The sequence below is a fragment of the Streptomyces sp. NPDC031274 genome (genome assembly GCF_055570235.1).
In genome coordinates this window covers 158,763-182,560 of sequence record NZ_JBVIHP010000015.1, presented here as the reverse complement: position 1 = coordinate 182,560, position 23,798 = coordinate 158,763, and the positions used below count along the sequence as shown (strand labels likewise).

The following is a 23,798-nucleotide window of genomic DNA, read 5'->3' as shown; positions in this document are numbered from 1 at the left end:
GCGGCCACGTCACTGTTCGGCGGGCACCAGCACACCCGCACGCAACAGCCTCTCGACGAGGTCGACGCCGAGATCACCGGACATGTGGACCTCGCCGTCGAGTACACGCGTGACCGACGGCAGATCGGTCTCCGGGAAGTCGAGCCAGCCCACGCGCGTGGCCAGGCGGCGGCCCTCAAGCCGCACTTCCAGCGCCTCACGGAGCCGCACCGGTGCATCGGGGCCCAGGCTGTCGACGGCCGCGAGCTGGGCCAGCGGCCCCAGGGGTGCGGGGCGCCCCTGGCCTCGCCTTGCGCGGTGGAACAACGGAGCGGAATCGGCCTTCGTGACGGCGGCGACGAGGTGTTCGCGCACGATGTCGATCTCACCCTCCGGCCCGTCCACGCCCAGGGGCAGTGTGCCGCGCATCCGGGGATCGTCGCGCAACGTCGCGAGTGCGGCCTTGGCGAGCTGTTCGGCAAGGCCGTAGCGCGTCCAGCCGTGGATTCCGAGCGTCAGATGGATCGAGACCTCGCCCTGCGCCCGCGCGGCGTGCAACCAGCCCCGCGGGAGGTAGAGGACGTCACCGGGCTCGAGAACGGTGTCGATATGGGCCTCGCCCTTCGCGGCGTCGGCGACGGCATCGCGGCGATCGGTCCAGGGCTGGTCGCGCAGCGGGTCGGGATGGACCGGCTCGTGGATGAGCCAGCGCTTTGTGCCGTCGATCTGAAGAACGAAGACGTCGTGTACGTCGTAGTGGTCGTCGAACCCGCGGTTCTGCGGCGGCGTGACGTAGGCGTTGGCCTGCACCGGATGCCCCAGCTCCGCGCTCAGCCGGGCACTGAAGTCCGCGACAGGCCCCCACGTGCGCTGCAGAGCTTGCAGGACGAGCGTGGCGCCGTCGGCGAACTCGCGCCACAGCGCGGTGTCGTCGAGCTGGTCGGCGATGGTGGCGCCGACACCGCCGGGCGCGGTGAACGACGACTCGGGGAGCGTGGAGCCGTTCTTGGCGACGCGGAGGAAAGGGGTACGCAGCCCGCGACGCGAGATGAGTTCGTCCACGGCGTCGGCGGAGAACAGGTCGGAGAAGTCGCTCGCACGGCGCGTAAGCAGCGCTGTGCGCGCCCAGACGTCGCGGGCGAATTCATCCCGGCTCAGGCCGGTCAGGCGTGTCTCCAGAACGCCGACGCCTGCTGTGGCGCCGACGTCCTGAAGCTCGGTCGGGGGAGCACTCAAACGCCGCTGCCGGACTCGTCGGCTCCGCCGTCGGCGCCTCCGTCGTGGACGCCGGGCGTGCCTGCCGCTCCGCCGTCTGCCGGGCCTTCGGCTCCGCCGTCCGCGCCGCCGTCGTGGACGCCGGGCGTGCCTGCCGCGCCACCGTCCGCCGGGCCCTCGGCTCCGCCGTCCGCACCGCCGTCATGGACGCCGGGCGTGCCCGCGGCGCCACCGTCCGCCGGGCCTTCCTGCTGGTTCGGATCCTGCTCGGGGTTGGACATAGTGCCTCCTGAGAATCGAACGGCTGGGATCGGGCGCCCCCTCAAGACAGGGCCCTCTCTGCTTCCACCAAGCTCGCTCACGCGATGGGGGTCGGCAACCTGAAGGGATCACGGGGTGCCCGGTCGGCTTCCCGGGTCGGCGGTCGTCGGCGAGGCCGCCGTCAGCTCTGAGCGAGTACGACGTCCTGCCGCTGCGCGGCGTGGAAGCGGGGCAGCGGGAGCCCGCTGCGCGAGTCCAGTTCCAGCACGGTGGCTTCGACGTGGCTGACGCCCGGCTTGAGGGCGGCGGGCGAAGGGCGTCCCGTGTTGGTCCAGGCGTGCTGCGCGCCGTCGCAGATCGCACGGGTGCCGCCGATGCCGTACTGGACGGTGCGATTGCCCTGGGTCAGGGAGGAGGACACGAAGACGGGGCCAGTGCCGCCGGTGCACTGGTATGTGCCGGAGAGGGTGACGGTGCCGTCCCGGGTGAGGCGGCCTGTGGGGTCGACGGTCACCGCCTCGTGCGGGTCGGCGAGCGCATCGGCAGCGGGTGCGGTGCACAGCAACAGTGAAGCGGTGAAGACCATGGTGGCCTGGCGCAATGACATGGGGCCTCTTGGGTGAGGGGAGACGGAACTCGAAGTTCCGTCAGCAGCGGACCTGGTGGAACTGCGAGCCCCGGTTGCCGGAGGGGAGTGCCTCCTGGCAACCGGGGCAGCGGCGAGCGGGAGGCACGCGGCCACCGTCATCTCGCCGCCACGTCACTTCATCCGTTGGCTGTGCCGTTGCCGGAGAGCACCGGAACGCCCTCGACGAGGTGCGACAGCGGCTCGTCGCCCTTGGACTGCGTGGAGTTGTCGGCGCACTGCTGGTTCTGGGGCGCCGAAAGGACCGGCACGTCCTGTACGGCGACCGGCACGAGAATGCCGACGAGGGAGCCCACGTTCGCCTTGACCGGCACACCGGCGCAGAGCTTGTTCAACGAGCCCTGGATCGCGGCACCTTGGAGGCTCTGGTCGCCGTGGGTGGCGCTGTTGCCGAAGGCCTCCTTGGCGTTGTTGCCACTGGCGCTGGTGGTGCCGTCGTCGTTGCCGACGGCGGCCGCGCCACCGGCGCTGCCCACCAGGGAGAGGGCGGCAAGGCTGAGAGCCAGCGGGAAGGTACGGGTTCGCATGTCACTCCAGTACGAAACTTTGGTTGAGGACATGAATCAATACAGCTTCAAGGCCTTGGGGCCGGGCATATTCGTCCATTGGCAGAGTGTCGGCGGAGCGGAGCTGACGGCAGGACGGGAAAGCGTATGAGCACACGCGTGTACGCCATGTGGTGCGCCGTGCGCGGAGGAGCTGGGTCATCCGGGGCGCTGGGCGCCGGGCCGCACAGCACCCAGCGCCCCGGGGGTGGGACGGGGCGCGCGCCGCGGCATCCTCACCGGTGGCGGGTCATGATGGCTTTGTGGCGGCAGAGAGCGTGCGGTACACCGAAGACGGCCATTTCGTCATCATCAAGGGGCGACGCTGGCGGGCGACTGACCCCCGCCTGCCCCACGAAGTGGAAGAGCGCCTGACTCACCACCTGATGTCGGCCCGCCGGGCCGTGGCCGCCGCGGGCGACGACGAAGACGCACGGAAAGCGGCCCGAGCCCGCGTACACCTCGCGAAGACAGGACTGGGGGAGCGCGGCACGGCCTGGTGGGAACAGACCCCGGCCGAACGGCGCCGACGCTGGAACGACTGCCTGCACCGACTGGACCAATGAGGGTGCTCCCTGCTCCCTGCTGACTGCTCCTGACGACTCCGATCGGAACCATGGTGCGACACAGGCAGTAGACATGGTGCGACACAGGCAGCAGACCGGATCGCCCTAGGCGGACGCCTCCGCGCACTCCCTCACGTACACGTTGCGCGCCTCGATGAGCCTGGGCATGTACCGGCCGAGCGCCACCGCCTCCACGCCCGTTCCCAGCAGGCCGAACGGCGCCGCGAATTCGATCACGTCGCGCATCACCGTGCCCCCGCGCCCGTCCGGTGCGAAGTGGTGCGTGTGGTGCCACCGCTTGAACGGTCCGGCCACCTGCTCGTCCACGAATCGTGCGGGCCGCTCGTACACGCTGATGCGTGAGGTCATCCGCCACCGCACACCGAAGTGCCGGGCCTGCCACGTCACCGTGTCGCCGAGCGTCATACGTCCGGCACGGACTCCGCCGACGATCCGCTCCCCGGAGTCGGCCATGGACGCGGTGTGCAGGTCCACGTCCAACGACAGGTCGAAGACGACCGCCGGAGACGCGGAGATGTGCGTGACGGTCTCGAAGCGCTTCATGCCGGGATGCTCGCACAAGCACTCGGCCAGAGGATCAACCGCCTGCCACTCTCACCCGGCCGCGGGCTCCAGGTCGGCTCCCGAGTGCCGAACACGGCGGAGGACGACGGCAGGTGATCGTGCGTCAAAGGCCGTTGTCAGTGCCTACCCATAGAGTGAAATCAGTCGGGAAGCCCTCGAAGAAGGAGCAGAATCATGTCCGCCAACAGGATCCAGCACAAGGTGAATCACGTGGCGCTGGTAGTGGACTGTTCGGGTTCCATGCGACCGCACCAGAATCAGCTCGTCCGCGTCGTGGACGAGTTCGTGTCGGGTTTGAAAGCAGAGTCGGACAGCCTCGGCCACGAGACCCGAATCAGCCTTTACTCCTTCGACCACCGGGTGGAGAACCTGGTTTGGGACATGGACGTGAAGCACCTGCCGTCCATGCGGGGTCTTTACCATGTCAACAATGGCGCTACGGCCCTCATCGAGGCTTCGCTGAAGTCTCTGGACGACCTGGAACACATATGGGAGGAATACGGCGAGCACAGCTTCCTCCAGATAGTGGTGACGGACGGCGAGGAGAACGCCTCCGGCGGCAACAGGCGGCACGACGGCGACATGACCATCCTCGGACCCTGGCTGGACAAGATCGCGGCGAAGATGGGTGGGCTTCCGGGCCACTGGACCTCGGCGATCCTCGTTCCGAATTCCCTGGCCAAGCGGACCGCCCAGAACTACGGCTTCCCGGCCGGGAACATAGCCATCTGGGACGCGGATTCCCAGGAGGGCGTCGAGGAGGCGATAGGTACCGTACGCGCGGCCGCCACCAGCTTCCTCCGGGCCCGCGAGCAGGGTGTGCGTGGAACGAAGAATCTGTTCGCCGTCGGCCAGGACATTTCGATTGACGAAGTGCGGGCGAATCTCGAACCGATTGCGGCCGACATGTACCGGCTCCTCAAGGTCGACAAGGAGATCGAGATCCGCCCCTTCGTCGATTCACATCCGGGTGTGACGTACGAACGCGGTGCTTGTTACTACCAATTGGGCGCCCGCGCTCAGGTCCAGCCGAACAAGGAAGTCATCGTGGTCGAGAAGGACACCGATCGCGCCTACACGGGAGACGCGGCGCGCAGCCTGCTGTTCGGTTCGGGTATTCAGGGAACCGTCTCGGTGAAGGCGGGCAACAATCCCAAGCTGGAGGTCTATGTGCAGAGTCGTTCGGTGAACAGGAAGCTCAAGCCGAAGACACGTCTGCTCATCATGCTCTGAGACACCCGACCCCCTTCTGCCCCTCGACCGAGTCCCGCTGCTCGCGGGACGGCGGCACGTCCTGTCGCCCGGAGGGCAGCGGCACGGGGGAGCGCCGGGAGAGCCGCCCTTGCGGCGCGGCGAGGATCGCACCCGCCAAGCGCACCAGAGCCCCCACCGCCTGCACGGCGGCGAGGGACTCCCCGAGGAACAGAGTGCCGCAGACGGTGTTGACCACCCCGGAACGGTGAACATCTTGCCTGCTCAGAGCAGGCGTCACGCCCGGCCTCAGAGCAGGCGTCACGCCCGGCGGCTTTCGACGCGCCTGAGCTCAGTCGCGGGCCAGCACCACGACCGCGTTGTGGCCGCCGAAGCCGAAGGAGTTGCTGACGGCGACGGCCGAGGTGACGGTCCTGGCGCTGTCGGCGACCACGTCGATGTCGAGCGCCGGATCCGGGTCGGTCAGCCCCGCGGTGGGCGGGACGAGGTCCGCGCCCAGCGCCAGTACCGTCAGAGCGGCTTCGATCGCGCCTGCCGCGCCGAGGGTGTGACCAAGAGCCCCCTTGGCGGAGGTGACGGGCGGCCGGTGCGGGAGGAGGCGAGCCAGGACCGCCGCCTCCATCGCGTCGCCACGCGGGGTGGAGGTGCCGTGCGCGTTGACATGGTCGACGTCGCCGGGGGCGACCCCGGCCTCGGCGAGCGCGGCGCGCAGAGCCCGCTCGGCGTGGCGCCCCTCGGGGTGCGGGGCCACCAGATGGTGGGCGTCGCTGCTCGCCCCGTAACCGATGAGCCGGGCGAGCCGGGGTGCCGAGCGGGCGGCCGCGTGCTCGGGCCGTTCCAGGATCAGGGCGCCCGCGCCCTCGGCGATGACGAAGCCGTCGCGGGCCGCGTCGAACGGACGGGAGCACTGGTCGGACAGTGCCCGGAGCTGGGCGAAGCCGGTCACCATGAGCGGAGTGACGGCCGCGTCGGCACCGCAGACCACGGCGATGTCGCACTGGTCCGAGGCGAGCAGGTCACGGGCCGTGCCGAGGGCGGTGGCCCCCGAGGCGCACGCGGTCGCGACGTTCAGGGTCGGCCCCGTCACGCCGAGGTGCAGGGCGATGGCGGCACACGCCATGTTGGGCAGGTAGCCGGTCAGGAAGTACGGGGAGACGCTCTGCGGGCCGTCGGTGGCGAGGCGGGCCCCGGCGGCCCGCTGGGTGTGCATCCCGCCGACGGAGCAGCCGGTGACGACGGCGACGCGGGCCGGATCCCACTCGGCGGGGTCGAGCTTGGCCGTGTCCAGGGCCTGGGTGACGGCGGCCAGGCCCATGCGGGCGCCGGGATCGAGCTGCGCGGCGCCGGGCTGCCGCGGGGGAAGCTCGTCCACGGCGTCGACACGGCAGCTCAGGGAGACCTGCAGGTCCCGCAGTTCCGGGTCGGTCCTCGCGGTCGCGCGTCCTTCGCGGACCGCGGCCCAGGTGCTTTCCGTGTCGGCCCCCGCCGCGGTGACCAGGCCGAGGCCGGTCACCGCGACGGCGGTGTCCCGCGTCATCCGGCGCGGCGCTCGTCGACGCGGGCGGAGAATTCGGCGAAGGTGAGCTCCCGCAGCTCGTCCTCGGTGGCGCTGACGCCCAGGTCGTCCTTGAGCGTGATGGCCATCTCGACGACCATCAGCGAGTCGGCGAGCAGGTCGGTCATGCGGGCGTCGGCCCGGACTGCGGCCGGGTCGACCTCGAACTTGGCGACGAGCAGGCTGGTGATCAGATCCGCGGTCGCAGGTGACGCAGAGGTACTCATGGCTGGCCTTTCCCTGAACGCGTCCGGAATTCGGGCGCTAGTGAGAGAGACCACCTCAATGGCATCTTTAGGCTTGCAACGGCCCATTTTCAGCTGAAAGTGGGATCTTGTGACAGATCTAGCAGATGTGAAGGATGCGGAAGACGCGTCAGAAGCGAGCGCGGGACCTTTGAGCGAAGCCGGCGCCGACCTGGTGGACGGCGTACTGAGCTGGCTCGCCGACGACTACCTCCGCGTGGAGGTGTCGGGCCTGGAGAACGTACCGCTGTCCGGGCCCGCGCTCATGGTCGCCAACCACTCCGGCGCCTGGGGGCTCGACGCTTTCGTCCTGCACAAGCTCCTGCACCGCCGGCTGCGACGGCCGGTGCACTTCTACGCCTCCGCGTCGGTCTTCCGGCTGCCGCCCCTTGCCGCGTACGCCCGTCGGCACGACGTCTTCACCGACGATCCGACCCTGGGCCGGGACCGGCTGGAGGCGGGGCACATCGTCGCTGTGTTCCCCGAGGGACTCGACGGGGTCGGCAAGCCGTTCTCGCAGCGCTACCGACTGCGCCCCTTCGGCCCGGGTTTCGCGGTCACCGCGGTGCAGACCGGCGTGCCGGTGGTGCCCGTGTCGATCGTCGGCGCCGAGGAGACGTATCCGAAGCTCGGTGAGATCCGGGCGCTGGCCCGCCGGTTCGACCTGCCGTACTTCCCTCTCACCACGCCGCTGCCGCTTCCGGCGAAGTGGCGGATCAGCATCGGCGAGCCGGTCCCCGCCCCGGCCCGCGCGGCGTCCTTCGCGGCCCGCTCGGCGGCGGCGCGGCGGCTGTGCGACGAGGTCTGGTTCACCGTCCAGGGCATGGTCGACCGGGACCGGCACCGCCGGGCGACACCGTTCTGGTAGGGAGGCGGGCGTCCGGGCTCAGTTCGTCAGCCAGTCGGCGGCCCGGCGTGCGTCCGCGGCGGCGCGGGCGCAGCGCTCGGCGTGGGCGAGCAACGTCATCCGGCAGGCTTCACCGAACGCGTCGTGGTTCCAGCCGGGCTGGTGTGCGCAGTCGGCGAGTTTCCGGGCGTGCTCGTCCAGGCTGCGGGCGCCCGCCGCGGTGAGCGCGGCGTAGTGGGCGGGGCTCTGTCCGACGCTTGGCGGCACGTACCCGTCGGCCACCGCGCGGGCGTCGGCGCCGTCCGGTGCGTGGCCGACCGGGTGGTCGGCGTCCGCGAGGGCGACGCGGAGCGAAGCGGCGGGCAGGGTGGCAGGCAGCGCGTCGGGGGTGAGGTGCGGGGCCAGGACGATCGGTTCGGCGTGCTGGGTGAGAGCGCGGACCAGTTCCGTGGCGGCGAGGACGGCGAGTTCGGCCGTGGCGCACGGGGCGGGCGCAGCGCACAGGGACACCGACGGGTCGTCGCTGCCGTGGCCCGGTGTTCCGTCCAGGTCGCGCAGCCAGGCGGTCGCGCACAGGATCTCGGTGCCGGTCGCGACGGTCAGGTCGTGCCATGCGAAGGGGGCGCGGATCTCGTGCACGGTGGCGGCCAGCGGCGGGTAGCGGTGCAGGGCCTCGCTGACGGCCCGCTCGGCCCGTTCGGTGCGGTCGGTTGCGGGCATCAGCGGCTGCACCGTCACCAGCGCCAGGGCCTGCGACGCCGTGTCGGTCAGGGCCCGGGTGACGGTCTCGAGGGCGTGCTCGAGCACGGCATCCCTGGTGTCGTCGGTGAGATCGGCGGCGGCGAGTCCGCCCGGGTGCGCGTCATGGACGTACGGGTCGAGACGGCGGCGCAGCGCGGCGGCGCGGGCGGCGTACTCGGTGCTGTCATCGGACCGGGCGGTGGCTTCGAGGATGGCGCTGACGAGGCTGTCGTCGGCGGCTCCGTCCCCGAGGACGATCCGCCGCGCCAGGCGTGCCGTGTGCGCGGACCAGTCGGCGCGGGAGATGCTGCCGTCCGTGCGGCGACCGGCGTAGACGGCGGCGGCCTCTTCGTCGACGGCCGCCCGCACCTGGGCGCGCAGCGCGTCGAGGGGGACGGGCAGCGTCGCATGGGGTGTCAGCCGCAGGCGGCGTCCCTCTGCGGTGAGGGCGGTGACGGTACCTCCGGCGCCGGCCTCGTCGGCCCCGCGGATCAGGCCGGCGGCGTCATCGGCGCTCAGCGGCATCAGGAAGGTGCCGAACGCGGTGCGCAGCCGGGTCGGCCTACCGGACGTGGTGCGCCGCAGCTGGGCGAGGACCTGCCGCGTCAGGTGCTGCCGGGTGAACGGTTTGAGGCCGAGGGCGCGCGCCGGGGCGTCGATCCAGGAGACGCGCTGGGCCGCGAGCGCGGCACTGATCAGAGCGTTCTCCAGGGGCCAGGCCGTCGCGGGCCTGCGGGGAGCTGTCGTGGTGTCACTGGCGTTCATCGCCGGTCTCCCTGTAGGGGGTTGCTGGCTGGCGGCGTCACTTGTCGCGCAGCAGATAGGGCTGGTTGTCGACGATCTCGCCGTCGTAGAGGGTGATGAGCTCGTTCACGCGGGCACGGTGCGGGAGATCGCCGCTGCGCAGGGTGCCCGCGTACGACTGAGGGGCGTGGGAGAGGGGATAGTCGTACGTCTCGTCCAGCCAGGAGAGCTCGACCCAGCTGTCCGGGATGTCGTTCGCGCAGGCAGGACCGCGCCCGTCGAGGCCCGGGATGACGTCGTGCTCGTTGACGAGGCTGACCACCTGGGTTGTGGGGTCGGCGGGGCGCTTGGTGTCGATGGGGGAGCCGACGGTGATCACATGCGTGAGCCGGTAGGTGGACACGAAGTCGAGGTCGCAGGCGAGGTTCATGGCGGTGATCCCGCCGAGGCTGTGTCCGACGATCATCAACTCCGCGCCCTCGGGCACCCCCGCGCGCAGCAGCATCTGCTTCGCGGATCGGCTGTACGTGGTGTCGGTGCGCAGCAGCGCGTCGAACGCACCGACCAGGTCCTGCGGGGTGCTGTTGCTCAGCCGCCCGAAACTGGTGCCCGGCAGCAGCAGGACGTGGCGCGTCGTGCCGTCCGCGCAGGCGACGCGCCGCAGCAGGGCGAGCCCGTGGTTGCCGAGGGCGGAGATGTCGTCGATGTAGCGCACGATGTCGTTGCCGGAACGGGTCAGGACGCGGGTCAGCATCGCGTCGGCCTCGGTGCGCTCGGCGCGCCCCGGGCCCGGGTTGAGGTGCCGGATCAGCCCGGCGGGCAGGCCGAACAGCGGGTCGGTGGTGGGCACGCCGCCGGCCAGGGTGACCCAGGCGAAACTGTCGTTGGTCGGGTTCTCGTCGAGCAGCCCGGCAAGCGCGAGCAGCTCCATGATCACGGGACTGATCGTGGTCAAGGTGCGGGTGACGCCGAGAAGGTCCACCAACTCTCTGGCGGCACGCACCACTTCGATCCTGCGGCCGGCGACCACGGCGTCCGTGAGCCGTTTCGCGAGCGGCGCCGCCAGGTTCGGGTGCTCTCGGGCGGCGGCCTCGATGCGCAGCGCGAAGGCGTCCACGGCCATCGCCACGCAGGCGGGCCGGCGGCGTGTCACGGCACCCAGGGACCGGACGGTCTCTCCGACCAGACCGCCGTTGGCGGCGAGGCCGAGCCCCGCGGGGTTCGACATGGCCCGGGCCGCCGAAAGGGCGGTGCCGAGCGCCCACGCGGGGCGCCGCAGCGCCTGCAGCCCGACCCGCCAGCTGGCGCCGGCCGCGGTCAGTCCCGCGCCGGTCCGCCGTGCCGCGAGTGCGGCGTCCGCGAGCAGCACCGAGGTCGCGACAAGCAGCTCGGCATCGGTCTGCGCCTGCTGTCCCTGCTGCCCTTGCTGTCGCTGGTGTGTCGACTGTTCCTGTCGTACGGCCGTCCGCCCGCCGACGGTGTCGATCGCTCCGGCCGCTTCGGCTGTGTTGGCCGCATCGGCCGCATCGGCTGTCCGGGCTGTCATACCCGCCACCTCATCTCCGGGTGTTCCGGCCGGACCGCGAGGTAACGCGCGACGCCGGGCCTGTCACTCCCAGCAGTAGAACCGCCGCCGTGCCGTTCGGCAGGCCACTGCCACCGCTCGGGTGAATCACCGAGCGTGTACGCGTGCCGGGGTCGACTGCCGGCGGGTGCCCGTGAACATCTTCCAGTGTGATCATCGGGCGAGAGGGTGCGGCAACGGCATGGGCGCGGTGGCTTCTGGTCGGCCTTCTCGTGACCGTGGGCTGCTGGTCGGCTGCCGGACCCTCCGCCGCCGACGGCCCCGGCTCGCACGGCCTTGCCCTCGAGGTCACGGTGAACTCCCGGCCGGGCCTCGGCGCTCGGCACCCCGGCATCCGGACCGGTGCCGTCGTCGTCAAGTCGTACCGTCTCGTCAATCGCGGTGGCGCCGACCTGTACGAGGTGCGGGTGTGGGACCCCGGAATGCCGGGCGCCGCGATCCGCTGCCCCGGCGGACGGGACCGGGTGCCGATGCTGGCAGGGCTGCGTTCGGTGCGGTGCACGGCGACCGGGGCCGCGCGCCCCGGAGACTGGATCGGCGAGGTGTGGGCGGTCGGACAGCAGCCCTATCTGCGCGCGGGTGCCATGCAGGCGACCACGCGTTCCCTGCGTGCCGGCGGCGTGCGGGCGACCGCGCGTTCCGGGTACACCGGGGTCGGCGCGGCCCTGGCCCTGACGGAGACGGCACGGGTCACCGGCCCGCAGCAGGCGGAGATCCGCTACGTCCTGGCCAACCGGGGCAACCGGTCCGTCCACGGCGTCCGGATCACGGACCCGGTCCTTGCCCCGGACCGGATCGCCTGTACGGGCGGGCGGCCGGTCGTCGCTCATCTCGCCGCAGGGGCGCAGGCCGCGTGCACCGCCGTCGTCCGGCGCCCCCCTGGCACGTACGTCAGCGGGGGGCGCGCCGACGGCAGCGACCTGCTCCGCACTCTCGGCCCACGCGGCGAAGCGGTGATACCCCCGCGGTTGACGGCACGGGCCCGGGCGCGCTTCACGCTCCGCGCCCGGGCACCCGCGACTCCCTTGGCGCCACGGCCCCGCACGCCCGTGGCGCATCCCGGACAGCGACCGCGAGCCGGGACACCGGCTTCCGTGCCTCGCCTCGCGTCACAGCTCCCCGCAGTACCCCTGCCCCCAGGCATCGCGGCACCCGGCGGCGGAGCGCCTGGCGTCGGACCGCCGGGAGTCGCACCACCTGGGCCCGCCGCACCCGAGGGGGCAGCACCCGGTGTCGCTCCGCCCGCTGCGCCCGACGGTGCGGGACAAGCTCCGGCAGCGGTTCCGCCCGCGGTGCCACCAGCCGCTGTGCCGAAGGAGGCCGAGCCGCGGCATCCGCTGCTCAGCCGCTTCGTCCGGGCGGACCACACCCCCACCGGCATGGGCATGCTGGCCGCGCTCTTGCTGGTCCTGTTGCCCGCAGCTATCGCGGCCGCCGTGTTCGGCTCCCGCAGACTCTGACCGTGCCGCCACGAATCGGGACCCATCGATGATCGAAAGCCTCGCCATCGTTCTGGGCGTCGCCCTGCTCGCAGCGGCGGTCGTCCTGCTCAAACACCGCTTCTGGCCGCTGGGTCCGGACGAGGAACCCCGCGAGGACGTCGCCGAGTACATCTCCATGATGGTCGGTGTCCTGTACGCCCTGGTCCTCGGCCTCGCCCTGGTGTCGGTCTGGGACACCCACTCCGGTGCCGAGGACCACGCCGCCACCGAGGCCAGTGCCGCGCACCAGATCCATCTGATCTCCGCGGGCCTGCCCCCGGCGCAGGCCGACCGGGTGCGGGGCGAGATCGAGACGTACGTCCGGCACGTCACCGACACGGAGTGGCCCGCGATGGCCGCGCGCGCCCCGCTGGGTCCCGAGGGCTGGCGTCTGCTGGACGAGGTGCGCGTGGCGGGTCAGGTCCCCGAGGGCGCCACACCTGCCCAACTGGCCACGGCCCAGGAGGTATTGGCGCAGCTGAGCACCCTGGACGAGGCGCGTCGCGGCCGTGAGTCCGACTCCACGGAGCGCCTTTCACCGGTGATCTGGTTCGGCCTGATCGTCGGCGGCGTCCTCACCATCGCCTTCATGTTCATGTTCGGTGTCCAGCGCAGCTTCACCCATGTCGTGATGGTGATGGGCCTGTCCGCCCTGATCAGCTTCACCGTGCTTCTCATCTACCAGATGAACAGCCCGTTCCACGGGCTGTTCGCCGTCGACCCGGCCCCGTTCACGCGCTACTTCTGACCACGACCTGGGACCTGACGTCTTGGCGGCTTGCAAAATATATAGACCGGTCTAGTCTTCGTTCATGAGGGAAACCAAGGAAGCCAGGGCCAGGCACGCACTGGTGCTGGGCGCGAGCGGCTTCATCGGACGCCACGTCGTACTCGCACTCGGCCGGACCGGCGTCCGGGTGAGCGCGGCCGGCCGGAGCGAGGAGTCCTACCGGCGGTTGGTCCGGTGGCTGGCCCGGCACGGGTACGACCAGGCCCCGGCCGACCTCCGGGTCGATTTCACCAAGGCGTCGCTGATCGAGGGCGAGCTCGACGGCATCACCGAGATCTACAACTGCGCCGGTGCCTACCGGTTCGGGATGGCGGCGGACGAGGCCCGTCGTGCCAACGTCGACAGCGTCCGCGCGGTCGTCGCGTTCGCGGCGCGACAACCGGGCCTGCGGCGCCTGGTCCAGGTCTCCGGATACCGCGTGGGCGGTCAGGCCGCCGCCCTGTGGAGCGAAGAGCAACGGCGGGACACCTACCGGGCGTTGGGCGCCTACGAGGCATCCCGGGTCGAGGCGGACGTCGTGTTCCAGGTCGAGGCGGCGCGGGCGGGTGTTCCCTGGACCATCGTCAACCCGCCCAGCGTGATCGGAGACAGCGTCACCGGGGAGTCCGACCAGTACCTGGGACTCGCCTCCAACGTGAAAGACCTCTGGCAGGGCTCACTCGCGGCGCTGCCGGGAAACGGTCGGACCTTTGTCCCCGTGGTCGCCGCCGACCACCTCGCCCGGTTCATGACCCTGCTCCCGACGGACGAGGCCACCCGACAGACCGCGTACTGGCCATTGGCCGACGACACCCCCGCACTGCCCGACCTGCTCACACTCATCGCGGAGCACTACGGCGTCAAGGCGCCCCGGCCACGTATCCCGGTACCCCTGCTCAAGCGGTTGCCCCGCCGGCTCACCAAGGCCGATCCGGAGACCCTGACGTTCCTGTCGACCGACCGCTACCCGACCGATCCCGCCCATGCCTTCGCCGCCCGGCACGGGCTGACCATGCCGGACACCGTCACGACGATCCGCCGCTGGGCCGACCATCTGGCAGCCCACCGCTTCGGGGACGTCCCCGCAGGTGACAGGCGGTTCACCGCACCGGGCGGAATACGCACGTTCGAGCTCGGTGACGCGGGTGCCCCCACGGTGGTGCTGCCCGGTCTACCGGTCAACGCCGACACCTGGGCGCCGGCCGTCGCGGCGCTCGGACATGCCCGTGCCGTCGACCTGCCGGGCCTGGGAATGAGTACGGGACGCCACGAGGACTGGCCGACCTGGCTGAGCGCACTGGTGACCAAGACCGGTGCCCGCCATCTGGTGGGCCACTCCATCGGCGGCGCGGCCGCCGTCGAGGCCGCGATCTCCCATCCTGGCGCGGTGGACCAACTCACCCTCGTAGCACCGTTCTTCCTGCAGCAGCCCCCGGCTCGCGTGCTCAAGTGGACGCCCTTGACCCGCCAGTACCTGAGCCGGACGACTCCCGAGGCGCTTGCCGGACGACTGACCGGCACCAGGGGCCATGCGGCCGCGCTCCGACCGGCTGTCGCGGATCTTCGCCGCGGCTCTGTCGCGGCCACCGTCGCCCGCCTCCTGGCCTTCGCCGCGCACCCGCGGCGGCGCGCGGACCTCAGGGCCAAGCTCCAGCGCTACCCAGGGCGCGTCCACATCGTCGTGGGCTCCGACGACCCGCTCACCGCCGAGGGACAGGCTTTGTTGGACACCCTCCCGCACGCCACCGTGACGGTGCTTGCCGACGCGGGCCACCATCCCCAGCTGACGCACCCGGAAGAGGTCGCCCGGGCCATCGGCGAGCAGAGCGCATCGTAGGTCGCCGGGGGGCAGTTCATCCGCCCCGGCCTCCTCGCCCCGGTGACCTCGAACGTCCCGCACAGCTGAAGGCACAGCTGAAGCGGGCGCTGTCCACAACGACCACGGGCCTGTCACGCACAACGACCACGGGCCTGTCACGCACGTGCGCGATCGAAGACCAGCTCACCTTCGATGAACGTCATCTTGACCTCGGTGGTGTGCACTTGGGTGATCTGCGCTTCGAAGGGGTTCTGGTCGACGACGATGACGTCGGCGAGCATGCCCGGTTCGATGCGGCCCAGGCGGTTCGCCATGCCCTCCTGGCGTGCGGAGTTGACCGTGAACAGGTCGAAGGCCTGGTCCAGCGTGATGGCCTGGGACGCGCCGAAGGAGTCGGCGCTGCCCCCCGGCGCCTGCCGGGTGACGAGCGTTTCGATGGCCGACCACGGGTTCACCGACGGCACGACGCACCAGTCGGACCCCGGCACGACCAGTGCGCGGGCTTCGAGCATCTCGCGCACCGGCCAGACGCGTTCGATTGCCTCCGGGCCGACGGCCGCAGCGATGTCCGAGCAGATGGGGGAGGGCTGCCACAAGTAGGGAGAGACTTCGAACGTCGCGCCGATCTGCGACGCGCGCTCGATGTCGGACTTCGCCACGAACGTGCAGTGTCCTACGTTGTGCATGCAGGGGCCGTGGCCGTTTGCCGTGCGGGCGGTCTCGATGGCGTCCAGTGCCGCCCGGACCGCGGCATCACCGGCCGCGTGGAACTTGACCGTGATGCCCATCCGATCGAAGCGGGTCACAGCCTGATCGAGGACCGCCGGCACGATCGCGAGCAGCCCATGCCGGCCGGCCTCGTCGTCCCGCCCCGCCACCGTGTCCGCGTAGGGCTCGATCATCGCCGCCGTGTGGCTGTCGGTCGGTACCCCGTCGAGGAAGATCTTCACGCAGTCGGGCGCGATGTGGGCGCTCGCGTAGAGGTTTCGCGCAGCGATCACGTCTTCGCACGTGGGCTCATGGGGGGACCACACGAGACTGAGACGCACGCGCTGCCCGACGGCGCCACGCGCGGCGAGACGGGTGTAGGCCCGCAGCTCGGCTCGCGGCCCGGCGGTGAACCCGACCGCGGCTTCGGTGAACGACGTGATCCCGTAGGAGAGCATCTCCTTGAGGGACCACTCCAGGGCCGCCTCGACTTCTTCGTCGGCCGGTTTGGGGGCCGAGGCGGCGAGCAGATCGGCGGCGGTCTCGCGCTGTATGCCGCTCGGACTGCCCGTGGCGTCCCGCTCGAAGATGCCGCCCGGCGGGTCAGGTGTGCCGGGGCCGATTCCGGCGGCCCTGAGTGCCGCGCTGTTCGCCCATGAACTGTGTCCGCTGGTGTCCTCCAGGAGGACCGGATGGGCGGGGGAGACAGCGTCGAGCACGGTCCGGTCCGGGAGGGTGCCGAGCGCGGATGTGTCCCACTGTCCGCCCAGGACCCAGGTGCCGGGGGCGGTCCGAGATATGTGCTCGGCCACGATGCGGAGGGTGTGGGCCAGGCTCGAACCCTGCGGGACTTTGCAGCGGCGTTCGCGGATCCCGGCGTAGATCGGATGCACGTGCAGGTCGTGCAGGCCCGGCAGGACGGTGTCGCCGGCCAGGTCGACCACCCGCGTGCCCGGTCCGCGCCGTCGCAGCACATCCTTGGCGCCGCCGACCGTCTCGATGACACCGGCGCGTACGGTGAGCCCCTCGGCCCAGCCCGTTGATGTCTTGACGTGCCCGCCCACCAGAATCGTGTCCGCGTACTGATCGGTCATGGCGCTCCACCTCCAGCTCGGCTCCAGTTCGGCTCCTGCTCGGCTCCTGCTCGGCTCTACCTCGATGGCTCAGCGGCGGTTGATGAATCCGGCGTCGACGGGCAGCGTGACACCGGTGATGTAGCGGGCTTCGTCCGAGGCCAGCCACAAGACGGCATTCGACACGTCGACCGCTTCGACCGTGTCCACGGGAAGGGCGTTGGGCGCCGTCTCGGACAGGATCGGGTCCTGGGCGACGAACTCGGCGATGGCGGGGTCGGTCACCATGGGTGTGGCCACGCCGGTGGGGTGCACCGAGTTCACCCTGATGCTGTGCGGGGCGAGGTTGTTGGCGTACGTACGCATCAACCCGACCACACCGTGTTTCGAGGCGGCGTAGCCGAGGCCGCCGTTGCTGGCCCCGCCGATACCGACAAGGCCGGCGGTGGAGCTGACGATCACGATCGAACCGCCCTGCTCGGCGGCGACCATCGACGGGATGGCCACCTCGACGGTGTGGAAGGTCCCGCTGAGGTTGACATCGATGGCGTCGTGCCACGCCTGCACCCTGTCCTCCACAAGGAGCGGTGCGATCCCGGCGTTGGCGACAACGACGTGGATCCGCCCGAACTCGGCGAGCCCGGCGTCGTACGCCTCTTGGAGGGAGTCTCGATCGCGTACGTCCGCCTGCCGCGCCACGACGCGGCGTCCGAGCGACCGCACTTCCTCGACCGCCTCGGACAGGTCCTCCGGTGTCGACAGCGGGTAGGGCACGGTGTCGAGCGACCGGCATATGTCCACGATGACCAGGTCGGCGCCCTCCTCCGCCATCCGACGAACGTGGGCGCGGCCGAGCCCTCCGGCCGCACCGGTGACGAAGGCCACCTTGCCGTCGAGGCGCCCCTTCGGTCCCTGAGTTTCCTTGGTCCGCCGGTAGCCGTTGTGCGGGGTCATGTTGGTGATGTACCGCGCGGCAGTCGGCTTGGCCAGGGCGGAATCGGAGCGACTGTCGTGCGCCGACCCCTGGGAGCGGAGGTGGGGACAGGTGGGGCCCCTCACGTGCCCCCACACATCAACTGCTCCGCTGCTCCTCGCGGTCTTCGAGGGCGCTGATCGCGGTGGCGGCGGTGGCGGAAATCCAGGCTGTCGACCCCGGGATATGATCTTCATTTCGGAGCTCGGAGTCAGTCATGCAGGGAGTGCTCACCGGATTCGCGGTGATCGCCGTCGTCATCGCGGTCGGCTACTTCCTCGGGCTCCGCGGGCACTTGGGCAAGGACGGCCGGACGGTCCTGACCTCGCTCGCCTTCAACGTGGCCACACCCGCCCTGCTTTTCACCACCCTGGCAGGCGCCGACCTGTCGGTCATCCTCTCCGAGCGCCTCCTCGTGACCGCGGCCAGCACCGCCGCCGTAGCCGCCGTCTTCATCACCGTCGGGGCCCTACGAGGCTGGGGAACGGGGCAGATCACCATCGGCGCCCTGTGCTCCAGCTACGTCAACGCGGGCAACCTCGGTATCCCGATCGCCGTGTACGTGCTGGGAGATGCCTCGCTCGTCGCACCGATCCTGCTCTTCCAGCAGATCATCGTCACCCCGCTGGCCCTCACCGTCCTCGACCTGAACCGGCCCGGCGAGCCGACGCCCCTCTGGCGGCGTCTGACCACACCGCTCCGCAACCCGACGGCGGTCGGTTCCCTGACGGGCCTCGCCGTGGCCTGCACGGGCTGGACCATCCCGCAGCCGGCCCTCGAACCCCTCAACCTCATCGGCAACATGTCCGTCCCCGCGGTTCTGCTGGCCTTCGGGATCTCCCTGCGGGGCAGCGGACTGCCCGCCCGCGGAGACAACCGGCCCGCGATCGTTCTCTCCACCGTCCTCAAGACGGTCGCCCAGCCCCTCGTCGCCTGGGGCCTCGGCGCGGGACTCTTCCACCTGCACGGGACGGAACTGCTGGCCGTCGTCGTGACCGCGGCCCTCCCCGCCGCCCAGAACCTCTACACGTACGCCTCGCAGTACCGCGTGGCCGAACAACTCGCCCGGGAATCCATACTGCTGTCCACACTCGCCTCCGTACCGGTGCTGATCACCATCGCCGCCCTCCTCGGATAGCTGTTCAGGACGGCTCGGCCGGCGCCAGTCGGTACGCGTCCCCCGCACGTCGTACGTGTCCGGCGGTCGGCGGCGGGAAATGGCTGCCGAGCAGCAGAGTGGACGTGCCTGCGAGCGAGTCGAGCACCTGCTCACGAGTCCTGGCGGCGAGTCCGGGGTCGATGTCCACGCAGCTGCAGAGCGCGGGATGCGACATCTGGACCGGGTGGTGGATGCTGTCGCCGGTGACCAGCGCTCGCTCGCCCCTGCTGCTCAACTCGACCGCCACCTGCCCCGGGGTGTGGCCAGGAGTGGGCAGCAGACGGATGCCCGGTGCGACGTCCGTGCCGTCGTCCGCGACGTCGACCAGATCCAGCAGGCCCGCGTCGCGGACGGGGTGGACCGAGTCACGGAACATCTGCCGACGCGCTTCCTCCATGTCGACACCGGCCCAGTAGTCCCATTCGGTGCGCGCGGTGAGGTAGCGCGCGTTGGGGAAGGTGGGCACCCAGTCGTCGCCCTCCGCGCGGGTGTTCCACCCCACGTGATCGGTGTGGAGGTGGGTCATGACGACGAGATCCACGCTCTCCGGCGCGAATCCCGCCGACCGGAGGCGCGTCACGTAGTCGCTGTCCAGGTCGTGCCAAGCGGGATTGGCACGCTGCTTTCCGTTGCCGATGCCGGTGTCGACCAGGACGCGCATTCCGTCGGCCTCGACGGCGAAGCTGTGGCTCGCCAGGCGGATGACGCCTCGGTCGTCGGCGAAGTCGGGGCGCAGCCAGGGCGTACGGGTCACGATGTCGGCCGTCGCTCCGGGCAGGAGCCAGGGACCGGTCTGGGCGGGCAGGGCTATTTCGTCGATACGCCGGACGACGTGGTCGCCGACAGCCCAGGCGGGGAGCGAAGACGTGGACATGGTTGGTCCTTCCCAAGCTAAAAGCAATCGGTTTGCGTTAACTCACCGTAGGTCCTATGGTCGGCTAAAGCAAACGATTCGCTTTAGGTGTTCCGTGCAGACCCGGAAGGACGCAATGACCAGCGAACTCACTCCCCAGGAGGCGGCCGTGTCGGCGCTGCGGGCGGGGTTGCCCCTCGCGGGCGACCGGCATGAAGGGGTGGCCGCGACGGCCAACCACATCCACTCCGTCATCACCACGCTGCGCGAGCTCGACTTCGGCGACACGCCTCCCGCGGCCTCCTACCGAGCCGGATGGGAGAACACCGATGCAGCCGTTTGAGCTTTCGCTCACCGAGGCTTCCCGCGCGGTGCGCGCAAGGGAGCTGTCTCCTGTCGACCTCACTGAATCCGTACTCGCTCGCATCTCCGCGGTCGACGGACGGCTCGGCGCCTACGTCACCGTCGCCGCGGACACGGCCCTGGCAGCGGCCGCCCGGGCCGAACGGGAGATCGCGGAGAAGGGGCAGCGCGGACCGCTGCACGGCATCCCCATGGGCCTGAAGGACCTGATCGACGCCGAGGGAATGCCCACCACGGCGAGCTCGGACGTCCGGTCCGGGCACGTCGCGGACCGTGACAGCCATGTCGCCGCACTCCTCGACGCCGCCGGGACCGTCCTCCTGGGCAAGACGCACACCCATGAATTCGCCTACGGCCTGACCACTCCGCAGACGAAGAACGCATGGGACCACAGCCGTGTCGCCGGAGGGTCGAGCGGTGGCTCGGCGGTGGCGGTCGCTGCCGGTGGGGCGACGTTCGCGCTGGGTACGGACACCGGCGGTTCCATCCGGGTTCCCGCCGCCCTGAACGGAGTCGTGGGCCTCAAGCCGACCTACGGCCTCGTCTCCCGCACCGGCGTGACCTCGCTCTCCTGGTCCCTGGACCACGTGGGCCCCCTCACCCGCACCGTGCGGGACGCGGCTCTGGTCCTCGCCGCGACAGCGGGCCACGACCCTCGCGATCCGGCGAGCGTGCCCGGACCCGCGACGGACTTCCTCGAAGCGGGTGACTTGAGGGGCCTGAAGGTCGGGGTGCCCCGCAATTACTACTTCGACCGAGTCACGCCCGAGGTGGAGGAAGCCGTACGGAGCGCGATCGGGCGCCTTGCCGAGCTCGGGGCGGAACTCGTCGACGTCGACATCCCGATGACGCGCTACATCCACGCCACACACTGGGGTCTGATGGTCCCCGAGGCCACCGCCTATCACGAGCGGTCGCTGCGGACCACGGCCGACCTGTACGCGCCGGACGTCCGCATCCTCCTGGAGGCGGGCGAACTCATCTCGGCGGGCGACTACCTCCGCGCCCAGCGCGCCCGCACCATGATGCGCGACTCCTGGGCGCGCATGTTCGACGGGATCGATGTCCTCGCCGCGCCGACGGTGCCCATGACGGCTGCCGCGACCGGCCAGGACACGGTCGAATGGGCCGATGGCACCGTCGAGTCCGTGTCCGACAGCTACGTCCGTCTCTCCGCACCGGCCAACATCACCGGCGTACCCGCCCTCACCCTTCCGGTCGGCCGCGACCGCGAGGGGCTGCCGATCGGCATGCAGCTGATGGGGCGGCCCTTCCGGGATGCGACGGTGCTGCGAGTGGGCCGGGCCTACGAGGAGGCGGTGGCCGATACGGGGCGACTCGCACCGACAGCGACAGCGGCAGCGGCAGTGGCAGTGGCCTGAGAGCCTCGCGCGGGCAGTCCTAGAAGCAACGGATTCGCATTAAGGTGGTCGGTATGAGTCCCAAGCCCATGGCCCGCCCGGGCGGGCGCAGCGCACGCGTGCAGGAGTCCGTCCACTCCGCTGTCCGTGACCTCGTCGCCGAAGCGGGACGCGATGCGCTGACCGTCCCCCTGGTGGCGGCCCGCGCGGGGGTGACTCCGTCCACCATCTACCGTCGCTGGGGCGATCTGCAGGAACTCCTCTCCGACGTCGCGGTCGAGCGGCTGCGCCCGGAGACGGATCCCGCCGATCTCGGCAGTCTTCGGGCCGATCTCGACGCATGGGCGGAGCAGTTCCTCGACGAGATGGCGTCTCCGTCCGGGCGCGCCTACATCAGGGACGCGCTCCTCGGAGACCCGGAAGGCACCAACGCCGGTCAGTGCTCCGCCTATGCGGCGGAGCAGATCGACGCCGTGCTCGACCGGGCGGCCCGGCGTGGCGAGCCGGTGCCCGACACGGAACTGATGATCGACGACGTCGTGGCGCCGATCATGTACCGCATCCTTTTCCGCCCCGGCCGGCTTGACGCCGCGTACGCGCGCGAGCTCGTGGCGCACGCCCTCGACCGGCTCTGACGCGGCAGTGTCAGGACTCCAGATAGCGCAGCACCGCGAGCACCCGGCGGCTGTAGCCGGTGGTGCGAGAGAGATCGAGCTTGTCGAAGATCATGTTGAGGTTCTTCTCGACCGCGCTCAGTGAGATGTGCAGCTTCTGCGCGATGGCCGCGTTCGTGTGTCCCTGCGCAAGCGCCTCGATGACGGTCCGCTCGCGGGGCGTGAGGCGCGACAGGGGGTCGCTGTGCGTGGTGCGGACGACCAACTGCTGTACGACTTCGGGGTCGATGGCGGCGCCGCCCGCGTGGATCCGCTCCAGCGAGTCGAGGAACTCGTCGACCTGCGCGACGCGGTCCTTGAGGAGGTAGCCGACCCGCTCGACGTTCGAAGTGAACAGCTGCGCCGCGTAGTTGCGCTGCACGTACTGGGAGAGCACGAGCACGCCGACCCCGGGCCAGCGCTCGCGGATCTCCACCGCGGCGCGCAGCCCCTCGTCGGTGTGGGTCGGCGGCATCCGGATGTCGGTGACCACTACGTCCGGCTTCTGCGCCTCCACCTCCCGCAGCAGCGAGACCGCGTCACCCACCCCGGCGAGAACCTCGTGGCCCTCCTCGACGAGCAGCCGGATCAGCCCTTCTCGCAACAGGGTCGAGTCCTCGGCGAGGATTACGCGCACGGCAGCTCCGCGGTGATGGTGGTGGGGCCCCCGGAGGGGCTGTGCACGTTCAGTCTGCCGTCGAGCGCGGCCACCCGGCTGCGCAGCCCGGTCAGACCGCTGCCCCGAGGGTCGGCACCGCCGACGCCGCTGTCGCGTATCAGGATGCCGAGGTACGTGCCGTACGCCCGGACGCTGACGAAGATGTCCCCGGCCGAGGAGTGCTTGGCCGCGTTGGTCACGGCCTCCGACACGACGAAGTAGGCGGCCGTCTCGACGGACGGCGGCAGCGGCCCGGCAACGTCGTACTCGATCCTCAACGGGATGCCGCACCGCTCGGCCACCCCGCCGAGCGCCTCCTGAAGACCGAGGCTGTCGAGCGCCGACGGATAGACCCGCCAGGCCACTTCGCGCAGTTCGGTGACGACTTCCTGGGACTCCTTGTGCGCCTGCTCCAGGAGAGCGTCCGCCTGCTCGGGAGCCTTGCTGCGGCGGGCCCTGCCGAGCAGCATGGCGAGCGCCACGAGGCGCTGTTGCACGCCGTCGTGCAGATCGCGCTCGACGCGGCGCCGCTCGGCGTCCACCGCCTGCACCACCGCGGCGCGGCTTGCGGCCAGTTCGTTGATGCGCCGCTCGAGGAGTTCGCGCTCGGACGGCCCGAAGCACTCGCGGGCCAGGCGGGTGTCCAGGGCAGCGAGCGACAAGAGGCCCTGTACGTCGAGGAAGAGCAGGACGCCGCCGAGCACCACCTGGCCCAGGAGCTCCTGCCAGGTCAGCGTGGACCGGGCGACGCCCGCGGCGAGCAGCCCGGCCAGGACGACGCCGAAGACGAGGAGTCCGACCACGATGCCGCACAGCAGTCCGGCGTACGTACGGGCCGCGAGGTAGCGCAGCACCTGCTGGTCGGAGGCGTGGTGCTCGGGGAACGAGTCGTGGAAGAAGACCGAGCGCCGCCGGCGCTCAAGGGCGGTCAGTCCGCGGGCTCCCGTGGTGAGCAGGGCGTGGGCCCGGCGGCGGGTGCGCGGCCACAGCAGGAAAGCGCCGAGCACGGCACCGGCCAGGAGGAAGTACAACAGGCCGAGCAGGGCGGTCAAGCAGCTGATCAGGACACCGGCGCCCCTGAGCAGAAACGTCGAAGGAAGACGGTCGGTGTCCGTGTCGTTCAGGTCCCCCTCCACGCCGGCTGACACTAGTGCTGCCGCATCGCCGGGACAAGATCGCTCAGCTTGGGCGGGCAGGGGACG

The 23,798-nt window shown here is 70.8% G+C and carries 25 protein-coding genes; 10 read left to right on the top strand and 15 right to left on the bottom strand.

The features are described 5' to 3' along the window. Window positions 1-9 precede the first annotated feature (9 nt). The 4 genes from ACZ5CR_RS24225 to ACZ5CR_RS24210 all read right to left on the bottom strand — a co-directional run bounded on the left by ACZ5CR_RS24225 (window position 10) and on the right by ACZ5CR_RS24210 (window position 2,628). Window positions 10-1,215 (bottom strand): cupin domain-containing protein, encoded by a 1,206-nt coding sequence (locus ACZ5CR_RS24225; RefSeq protein ID WP_468860681.1) that lies wholly within the window; start codon window positions 1,213-1,215, stop codon window positions 10-12. After that, on the bottom strand, window positions 1,212-1,475 hold the full coding sequence (locus ACZ5CR_RS24220) for a BatC protein (protein WP_468860679.1): 264 nt from the start codon (window positions 1,473-1,475) through the stop codon (window positions 1,212-1,214). Before ACZ5CR_RS24220 ends, ACZ5CR_RS24225 begins: the two co-directional genes overlap by 4 nt. Window positions 1,476-1,636: 161 nt before the next feature. Then, the gene (locus tag ACZ5CR_RS24215) at window positions 1,637-2,062 is read right to left on the bottom strand and encodes a DUF6299 family protein (protein WP_468860676.1); all 426 of its coding nucleotides are present in this window, start codon (window positions 2,060-2,062) and stop codon (window positions 1,637-1,639) included. Window positions 2,063-2,220: 158 nt separating this feature from the next. After that, window positions 2,221-2,628: a rodlin gene (locus ACZ5CR_RS24210; RefSeq protein ID WP_468860674.1), complete on the bottom strand. Its 408-nt coding sequence runs from the start codon at window positions 2,626-2,628 to the stop codon at window positions 2,221-2,223. A 281-nt stretch (window positions 2,629-2,909) separates the two neighbouring features. Between ACZ5CR_RS24210 and ACZ5CR_RS24205 the strand changes: the two genes are divergently transcribed. Continuing rightward, complete coding sequence (locus ACZ5CR_RS24205; protein WP_468860671.1) at window positions 2,910-3,212, top strand: hypothetical protein; 303 nt, start codon at window positions 2,910-2,912, stop codon at window positions 3,210-3,212. A 105-nt stretch (window positions 3,213-3,317) separates the two neighbouring features. Here ACZ5CR_RS24205 and ACZ5CR_RS24200 read toward each other — a convergent pair whose 3' ends face one another. Continuing rightward, complete coding sequence (locus tag ACZ5CR_RS24200; protein ID WP_468860669.1) at window positions 3,318-3,776, bottom strand: SRPBCC family protein; 459 nt, start codon at window positions 3,774-3,776, stop codon at window positions 3,318-3,320. A 195-nt stretch (window positions 3,777-3,971) separates the two neighbouring features. Here ACZ5CR_RS24200 and ACZ5CR_RS24195 point away from each other — a divergent pair, with 195 nt between their 5' ends. Beyond that, window positions 3,972-5,030 (top strand): vWA domain-containing protein, encoded by a 1,059-nt coding sequence (locus ACZ5CR_RS24195; RefSeq protein WP_468860667.1) that lies wholly within the window; start codon window positions 3,972-3,974, stop codon window positions 5,028-5,030. Here ACZ5CR_RS24195 and ACZ5CR_RS24190 read toward each other — a convergent pair. From ACZ5CR_RS24190 to ACZ5CR_RS24180, 3 genes are all read right to left on the bottom strand, one after another. Beyond that, window positions 5,020-5,247 carry a hypothetical protein gene (locus ACZ5CR_RS24190; RefSeq protein ID WP_468860664.1) on the bottom strand — a complete coding sequence of 76 codons (228 nt, stop codon included), beginning with the start codon at window positions 5,245-5,247 and terminating at the stop codon, window positions 5,020-5,022. The two genes, ACZ5CR_RS24195 and ACZ5CR_RS24190, sit on opposite strands and share 11 nt — an antisense overlap. Before the next feature lie 93 nt (window positions 5,248-5,340). Further along, entirely contained in the window at window positions 5,341-6,546 is a 1,206-nt protein-coding gene (locus ACZ5CR_RS24185) for a beta-ketoacyl-[acyl-carrier-protein] synthase family protein (RefSeq protein WP_468860661.1), read from the bottom strand. Then, complete coding sequence (locus ACZ5CR_RS24180; protein WP_468860659.1) at window positions 6,543-6,791, bottom strand: acyl carrier protein; 249 nt, start codon at window positions 6,789-6,791, stop codon at window positions 6,543-6,545. The genes ACZ5CR_RS24185 and ACZ5CR_RS24180 overlap by 4 nt, the downstream gene beginning before the upstream one ends. A 169-nt stretch (window positions 6,792-6,960) precedes the next feature. On the opposite strand from ACZ5CR_RS24180, the gene ACZ5CR_RS24175 reads away from it, so the two are divergent. After that, the gene (locus ACZ5CR_RS24175) at window positions 6,961-7,677 is read left to right on the top strand and encodes a 1-acyl-sn-glycerol-3-phosphate acyltransferase (RefSeq protein ID WP_468860656.1); all 717 of its coding nucleotides are present in this window, start codon (window positions 6,961-6,963) and stop codon (window positions 7,675-7,677) included. Window positions 7,678-7,695: 18 nt separating this feature from the next. On the opposite strand, the gene ACZ5CR_RS24170 is transcribed toward ACZ5CR_RS24175, so the two are convergent. Beyond that, window positions 7,696-9,162, bottom strand: coding sequence for a hypothetical protein (locus tag ACZ5CR_RS24170; RefSeq protein ID WP_468860653.1), 1,467 nt, complete (start codon window positions 9,160-9,162; stop codon window positions 7,696-7,698). A 37-nt stretch (window positions 9,163-9,199) separates the two neighbouring features. Then, window positions 9,200-10,687, bottom strand: a complete 1,488-nt coding sequence (locus ACZ5CR_RS24165) for a lipase family protein (RefSeq protein WP_468860651.1) — start codon at window positions 10,685-10,687, stop codon at window positions 9,200-9,202. A gap of 188 nt (window positions 10,688-10,875) precedes the next feature. Between ACZ5CR_RS24165 and ACZ5CR_RS24160 the strand changes: the two genes are divergently transcribed. The 3 genes from ACZ5CR_RS24160 (at window position 10,876) to ACZ5CR_RS24150 (ending at window position 14,813) form a co-directional block, all read left to right on the top strand. Further along, window positions 10,876-12,186: a hypothetical protein gene (locus ACZ5CR_RS24160; RefSeq protein WP_468860650.1), complete on the top strand. Its 1,311-nt coding sequence runs from the start codon at window positions 10,876-10,878 to the stop codon at window positions 12,184-12,186. A 28-nt stretch (window positions 12,187-12,214) separates the two neighbouring features. After that, window positions 12,215-12,955, top strand: a complete 741-nt coding sequence (locus ACZ5CR_RS24155) for a bestrophin-like domain (protein WP_468860648.1) — start codon at window positions 12,215-12,217, stop codon at window positions 12,953-12,955. 64 nt (window positions 12,956-13,019) lie between these two features. After that, on the top strand, window positions 13,020-14,813 hold the full coding sequence (locus tag ACZ5CR_RS24150) for an alpha/beta fold hydrolase (RefSeq protein ID WP_468860645.1): 1,794 nt from the start codon (window positions 13,020-13,022) through the stop codon (window positions 14,811-14,813). A gap of 137 nt (window positions 14,814-14,950) precedes the next feature. On the opposite strand, the gene ACZ5CR_RS24145 is transcribed toward ACZ5CR_RS24150, so the two are convergent. Then, a complete protein-coding gene (locus tag ACZ5CR_RS24145; protein ID WP_468860642.1) occupies window positions 14,951-16,597 on the bottom strand; it encodes an amidohydrolase in 1,647 nt (548 codons plus the stop codon). Between the two features lie 69 nt (window positions 16,598-16,666). Then, window positions 16,667-17,530 (bottom strand): mycofactocin-coupled SDR family oxidoreductase, encoded by an 864-nt coding sequence (locus tag ACZ5CR_RS24140; RefSeq protein ID WP_468860640.1) that lies wholly within the window; start codon window positions 17,528-17,530, stop codon window positions 16,667-16,669. Window positions 17,531-17,766: 236 nt separating this feature from the next. Between ACZ5CR_RS24140 and ACZ5CR_RS24135 the strand changes: the two genes are divergently transcribed. Then, entirely contained in the window at window positions 17,767-18,687 is a 921-nt protein-coding gene (locus ACZ5CR_RS24135; protein ID WP_468860637.1) for an AEC family transporter, read from the top strand. 4 nt (window positions 18,688-18,691) lie between these two features. Here ACZ5CR_RS24135 and ACZ5CR_RS24130 read toward each other — a convergent pair whose 3' ends face one another. Next, on the bottom strand, window positions 18,692-19,582 hold the full coding sequence (locus ACZ5CR_RS24130) for an MBL fold metallo-hydrolase (protein ID WP_468860635.1): 891 nt from the start codon (window positions 19,580-19,582) through the stop codon (window positions 18,692-18,694). 115 nt (window positions 19,583-19,697) lie between these two features. On the opposite strand from ACZ5CR_RS24130, the gene ACZ5CR_RS24125 reads away from it, so the two are divergent. The 3 genes from ACZ5CR_RS24125 to ACZ5CR_RS24115 are packed head-to-tail and all read left to right on the top strand — an operon-like array spanning window position 19,698 to window position 21,920. After that, window positions 19,698-19,904, top strand: a complete 207-nt coding sequence (locus tag ACZ5CR_RS24125; protein ID WP_468860633.1) for a hypothetical protein — start codon at window positions 19,698-19,700, stop codon at window positions 19,902-19,904. After that, window positions 19,891-21,306 (top strand): amidase, encoded by a 1,416-nt coding sequence (locus tag ACZ5CR_RS24120; RefSeq protein ID WP_468860631.1) that lies wholly within the window; start codon window positions 19,891-19,893, stop codon window positions 21,304-21,306. Before ACZ5CR_RS24125 ends, ACZ5CR_RS24120 begins: the two co-directional genes overlap by 14 nt. A gap of 53 nt (window positions 21,307-21,359) precedes the next feature. After that, a complete protein-coding gene (locus ACZ5CR_RS24115) occupies window positions 21,360-21,920 on the top strand; it encodes a TetR/AcrR family transcriptional regulator (RefSeq protein WP_468860629.1) in 561 nt (186 codons plus the stop codon). 10 nt (window positions 21,921-21,930) lie between these two features. Here ACZ5CR_RS24115 and ACZ5CR_RS24110 read toward each other — a convergent pair whose 3' ends face one another. Further along, a complete protein-coding gene (locus ACZ5CR_RS24110; RefSeq protein ID WP_468860626.1) occupies window positions 21,931-22,575 on the bottom strand; it encodes a response regulator transcription factor in 645 nt (214 codons plus the stop codon). Continuing rightward, complete coding sequence (locus tag ACZ5CR_RS24105; protein WP_468860624.1) at window positions 22,566-23,732, bottom strand: sensor histidine kinase; 1,167 nt, start codon at window positions 23,730-23,732, stop codon at window positions 22,566-22,568. Before ACZ5CR_RS24105 ends, ACZ5CR_RS24110 begins: the two co-directional genes overlap by 10 nt. Between the last annotated feature and the right edge of the window lie 66 nt (window positions 23,733-23,798).

Bases quoted from the DNA above. Each gene is read 5' to 3' on its own strand.
- ACZ5CR_RS24170 (WP_468860653.1), bottom strand. From the start codon at position 9,162: ATGAACGCCAGTGACACCACGACAGCTCCCCGCAGGCCCGCGACGGCC.
- ACZ5CR_RS24130 (WP_468860635.1), bottom strand. From the start codon at position 19,582: ATGTCCACGTCTTCGCTCCCCGCCTGGGCTGTCGGCGACCACGTCGTC.
- ACZ5CR_RS24150 (WP_468860645.1), top strand. From the start codon at position 13,020: ATGAGGGAAACCAAGGAAGCCAGGGCCAGGCACGCACTGGTGCTGGGC.
- ACZ5CR_RS24115 (WP_468860629.1), top strand. From the start codon at position 21,360: ATGAGTCCCAAGCCCATGGCCCGCCCGGGCGGGCGCAGCGCACGCGTG.
- ACZ5CR_RS24195 (WP_468860667.1), top strand. From the start codon at position 3,972: ATGTCCGCCAACAGGATCCAGCACAAGGTGAATCACGTGGCGCTGGTA.
- ACZ5CR_RS24145 (WP_468860642.1), bottom strand. From the start codon at position 16,597: ATGACCGATCAGTACGCGGACACGATTCTGGTGGGCGGGCACGTCAAG.
- ACZ5CR_RS24210 (WP_468860674.1), bottom strand. From the start codon at position 2,628: ATGCGAACCCGTACCTTCCCGCTGGCTCTCAGCCTTGCCGCCCTCTCC.
- ACZ5CR_RS24135 (WP_468860637.1), top strand. From the start codon at position 17,767: ATGCAGGGAGTGCTCACCGGATTCGCGGTGATCGCCGTCGTCATCGCG.
- ACZ5CR_RS24125 (WP_468860633.1), top strand. From the start codon at position 19,698: ATGACCAGCGAACTCACTCCCCAGGAGGCGGCCGTGTCGGCGCTGCGG.
- ACZ5CR_RS24120 (WP_468860631.1), top strand. From the start codon at position 19,891: ATGCAGCCGTTTGAGCTTTCGCTCACCGAGGCTTCCCGCGCGGTGCGC.
- ACZ5CR_RS24155 (WP_468860648.1), top strand. From the start codon at position 12,215: ATGATCGAAAGCCTCGCCATCGTTCTGGGCGTCGCCCTGCTCGCAGCG.
- ACZ5CR_RS24140 (WP_468860640.1), bottom strand. From the start codon at position 17,530: ATGACCCCGCACAACGGCTACCGGCGGACCAAGGAAACTCAGGGACCG.
- ACZ5CR_RS24215 (WP_468860676.1), bottom strand. From the start codon at position 2,062: ATGTCATTGCGCCAGGCCACCATGGTCTTCACCGCTTCACTGTTGCTG.
- ACZ5CR_RS24180 (WP_468860659.1), bottom strand. From the start codon at position 6,791: ATGAGTACCTCTGCGTCACCTGCGACCGCGGATCTGATCACCAGCCTG.
- ACZ5CR_RS24185 (WP_468860661.1), bottom strand. From the start codon at position 6,546: ATGACGCGGGACACCGCCGTCGCGGTGACCGGCCTCGGCCTGGTCACC.
- ACZ5CR_RS24220 (WP_468860679.1), bottom strand. From the start codon at position 1,475: ATGTCCAACCCCGAGCAGGATCCGAACCAGCAGGAAGGCCCGGCGGAC.
- ACZ5CR_RS24165 (WP_468860651.1), bottom strand. From the start codon at position 10,687: ATGACAGCCCGGACAGCCGATGCGGCCGATGCGGCCAACACAGCCGAA.
- ACZ5CR_RS24200 (WP_468860669.1), bottom strand. From the start codon at position 3,776: ATGAAGCGCTTCGAGACCGTCACGCACATCTCCGCGTCTCCGGCGGTC.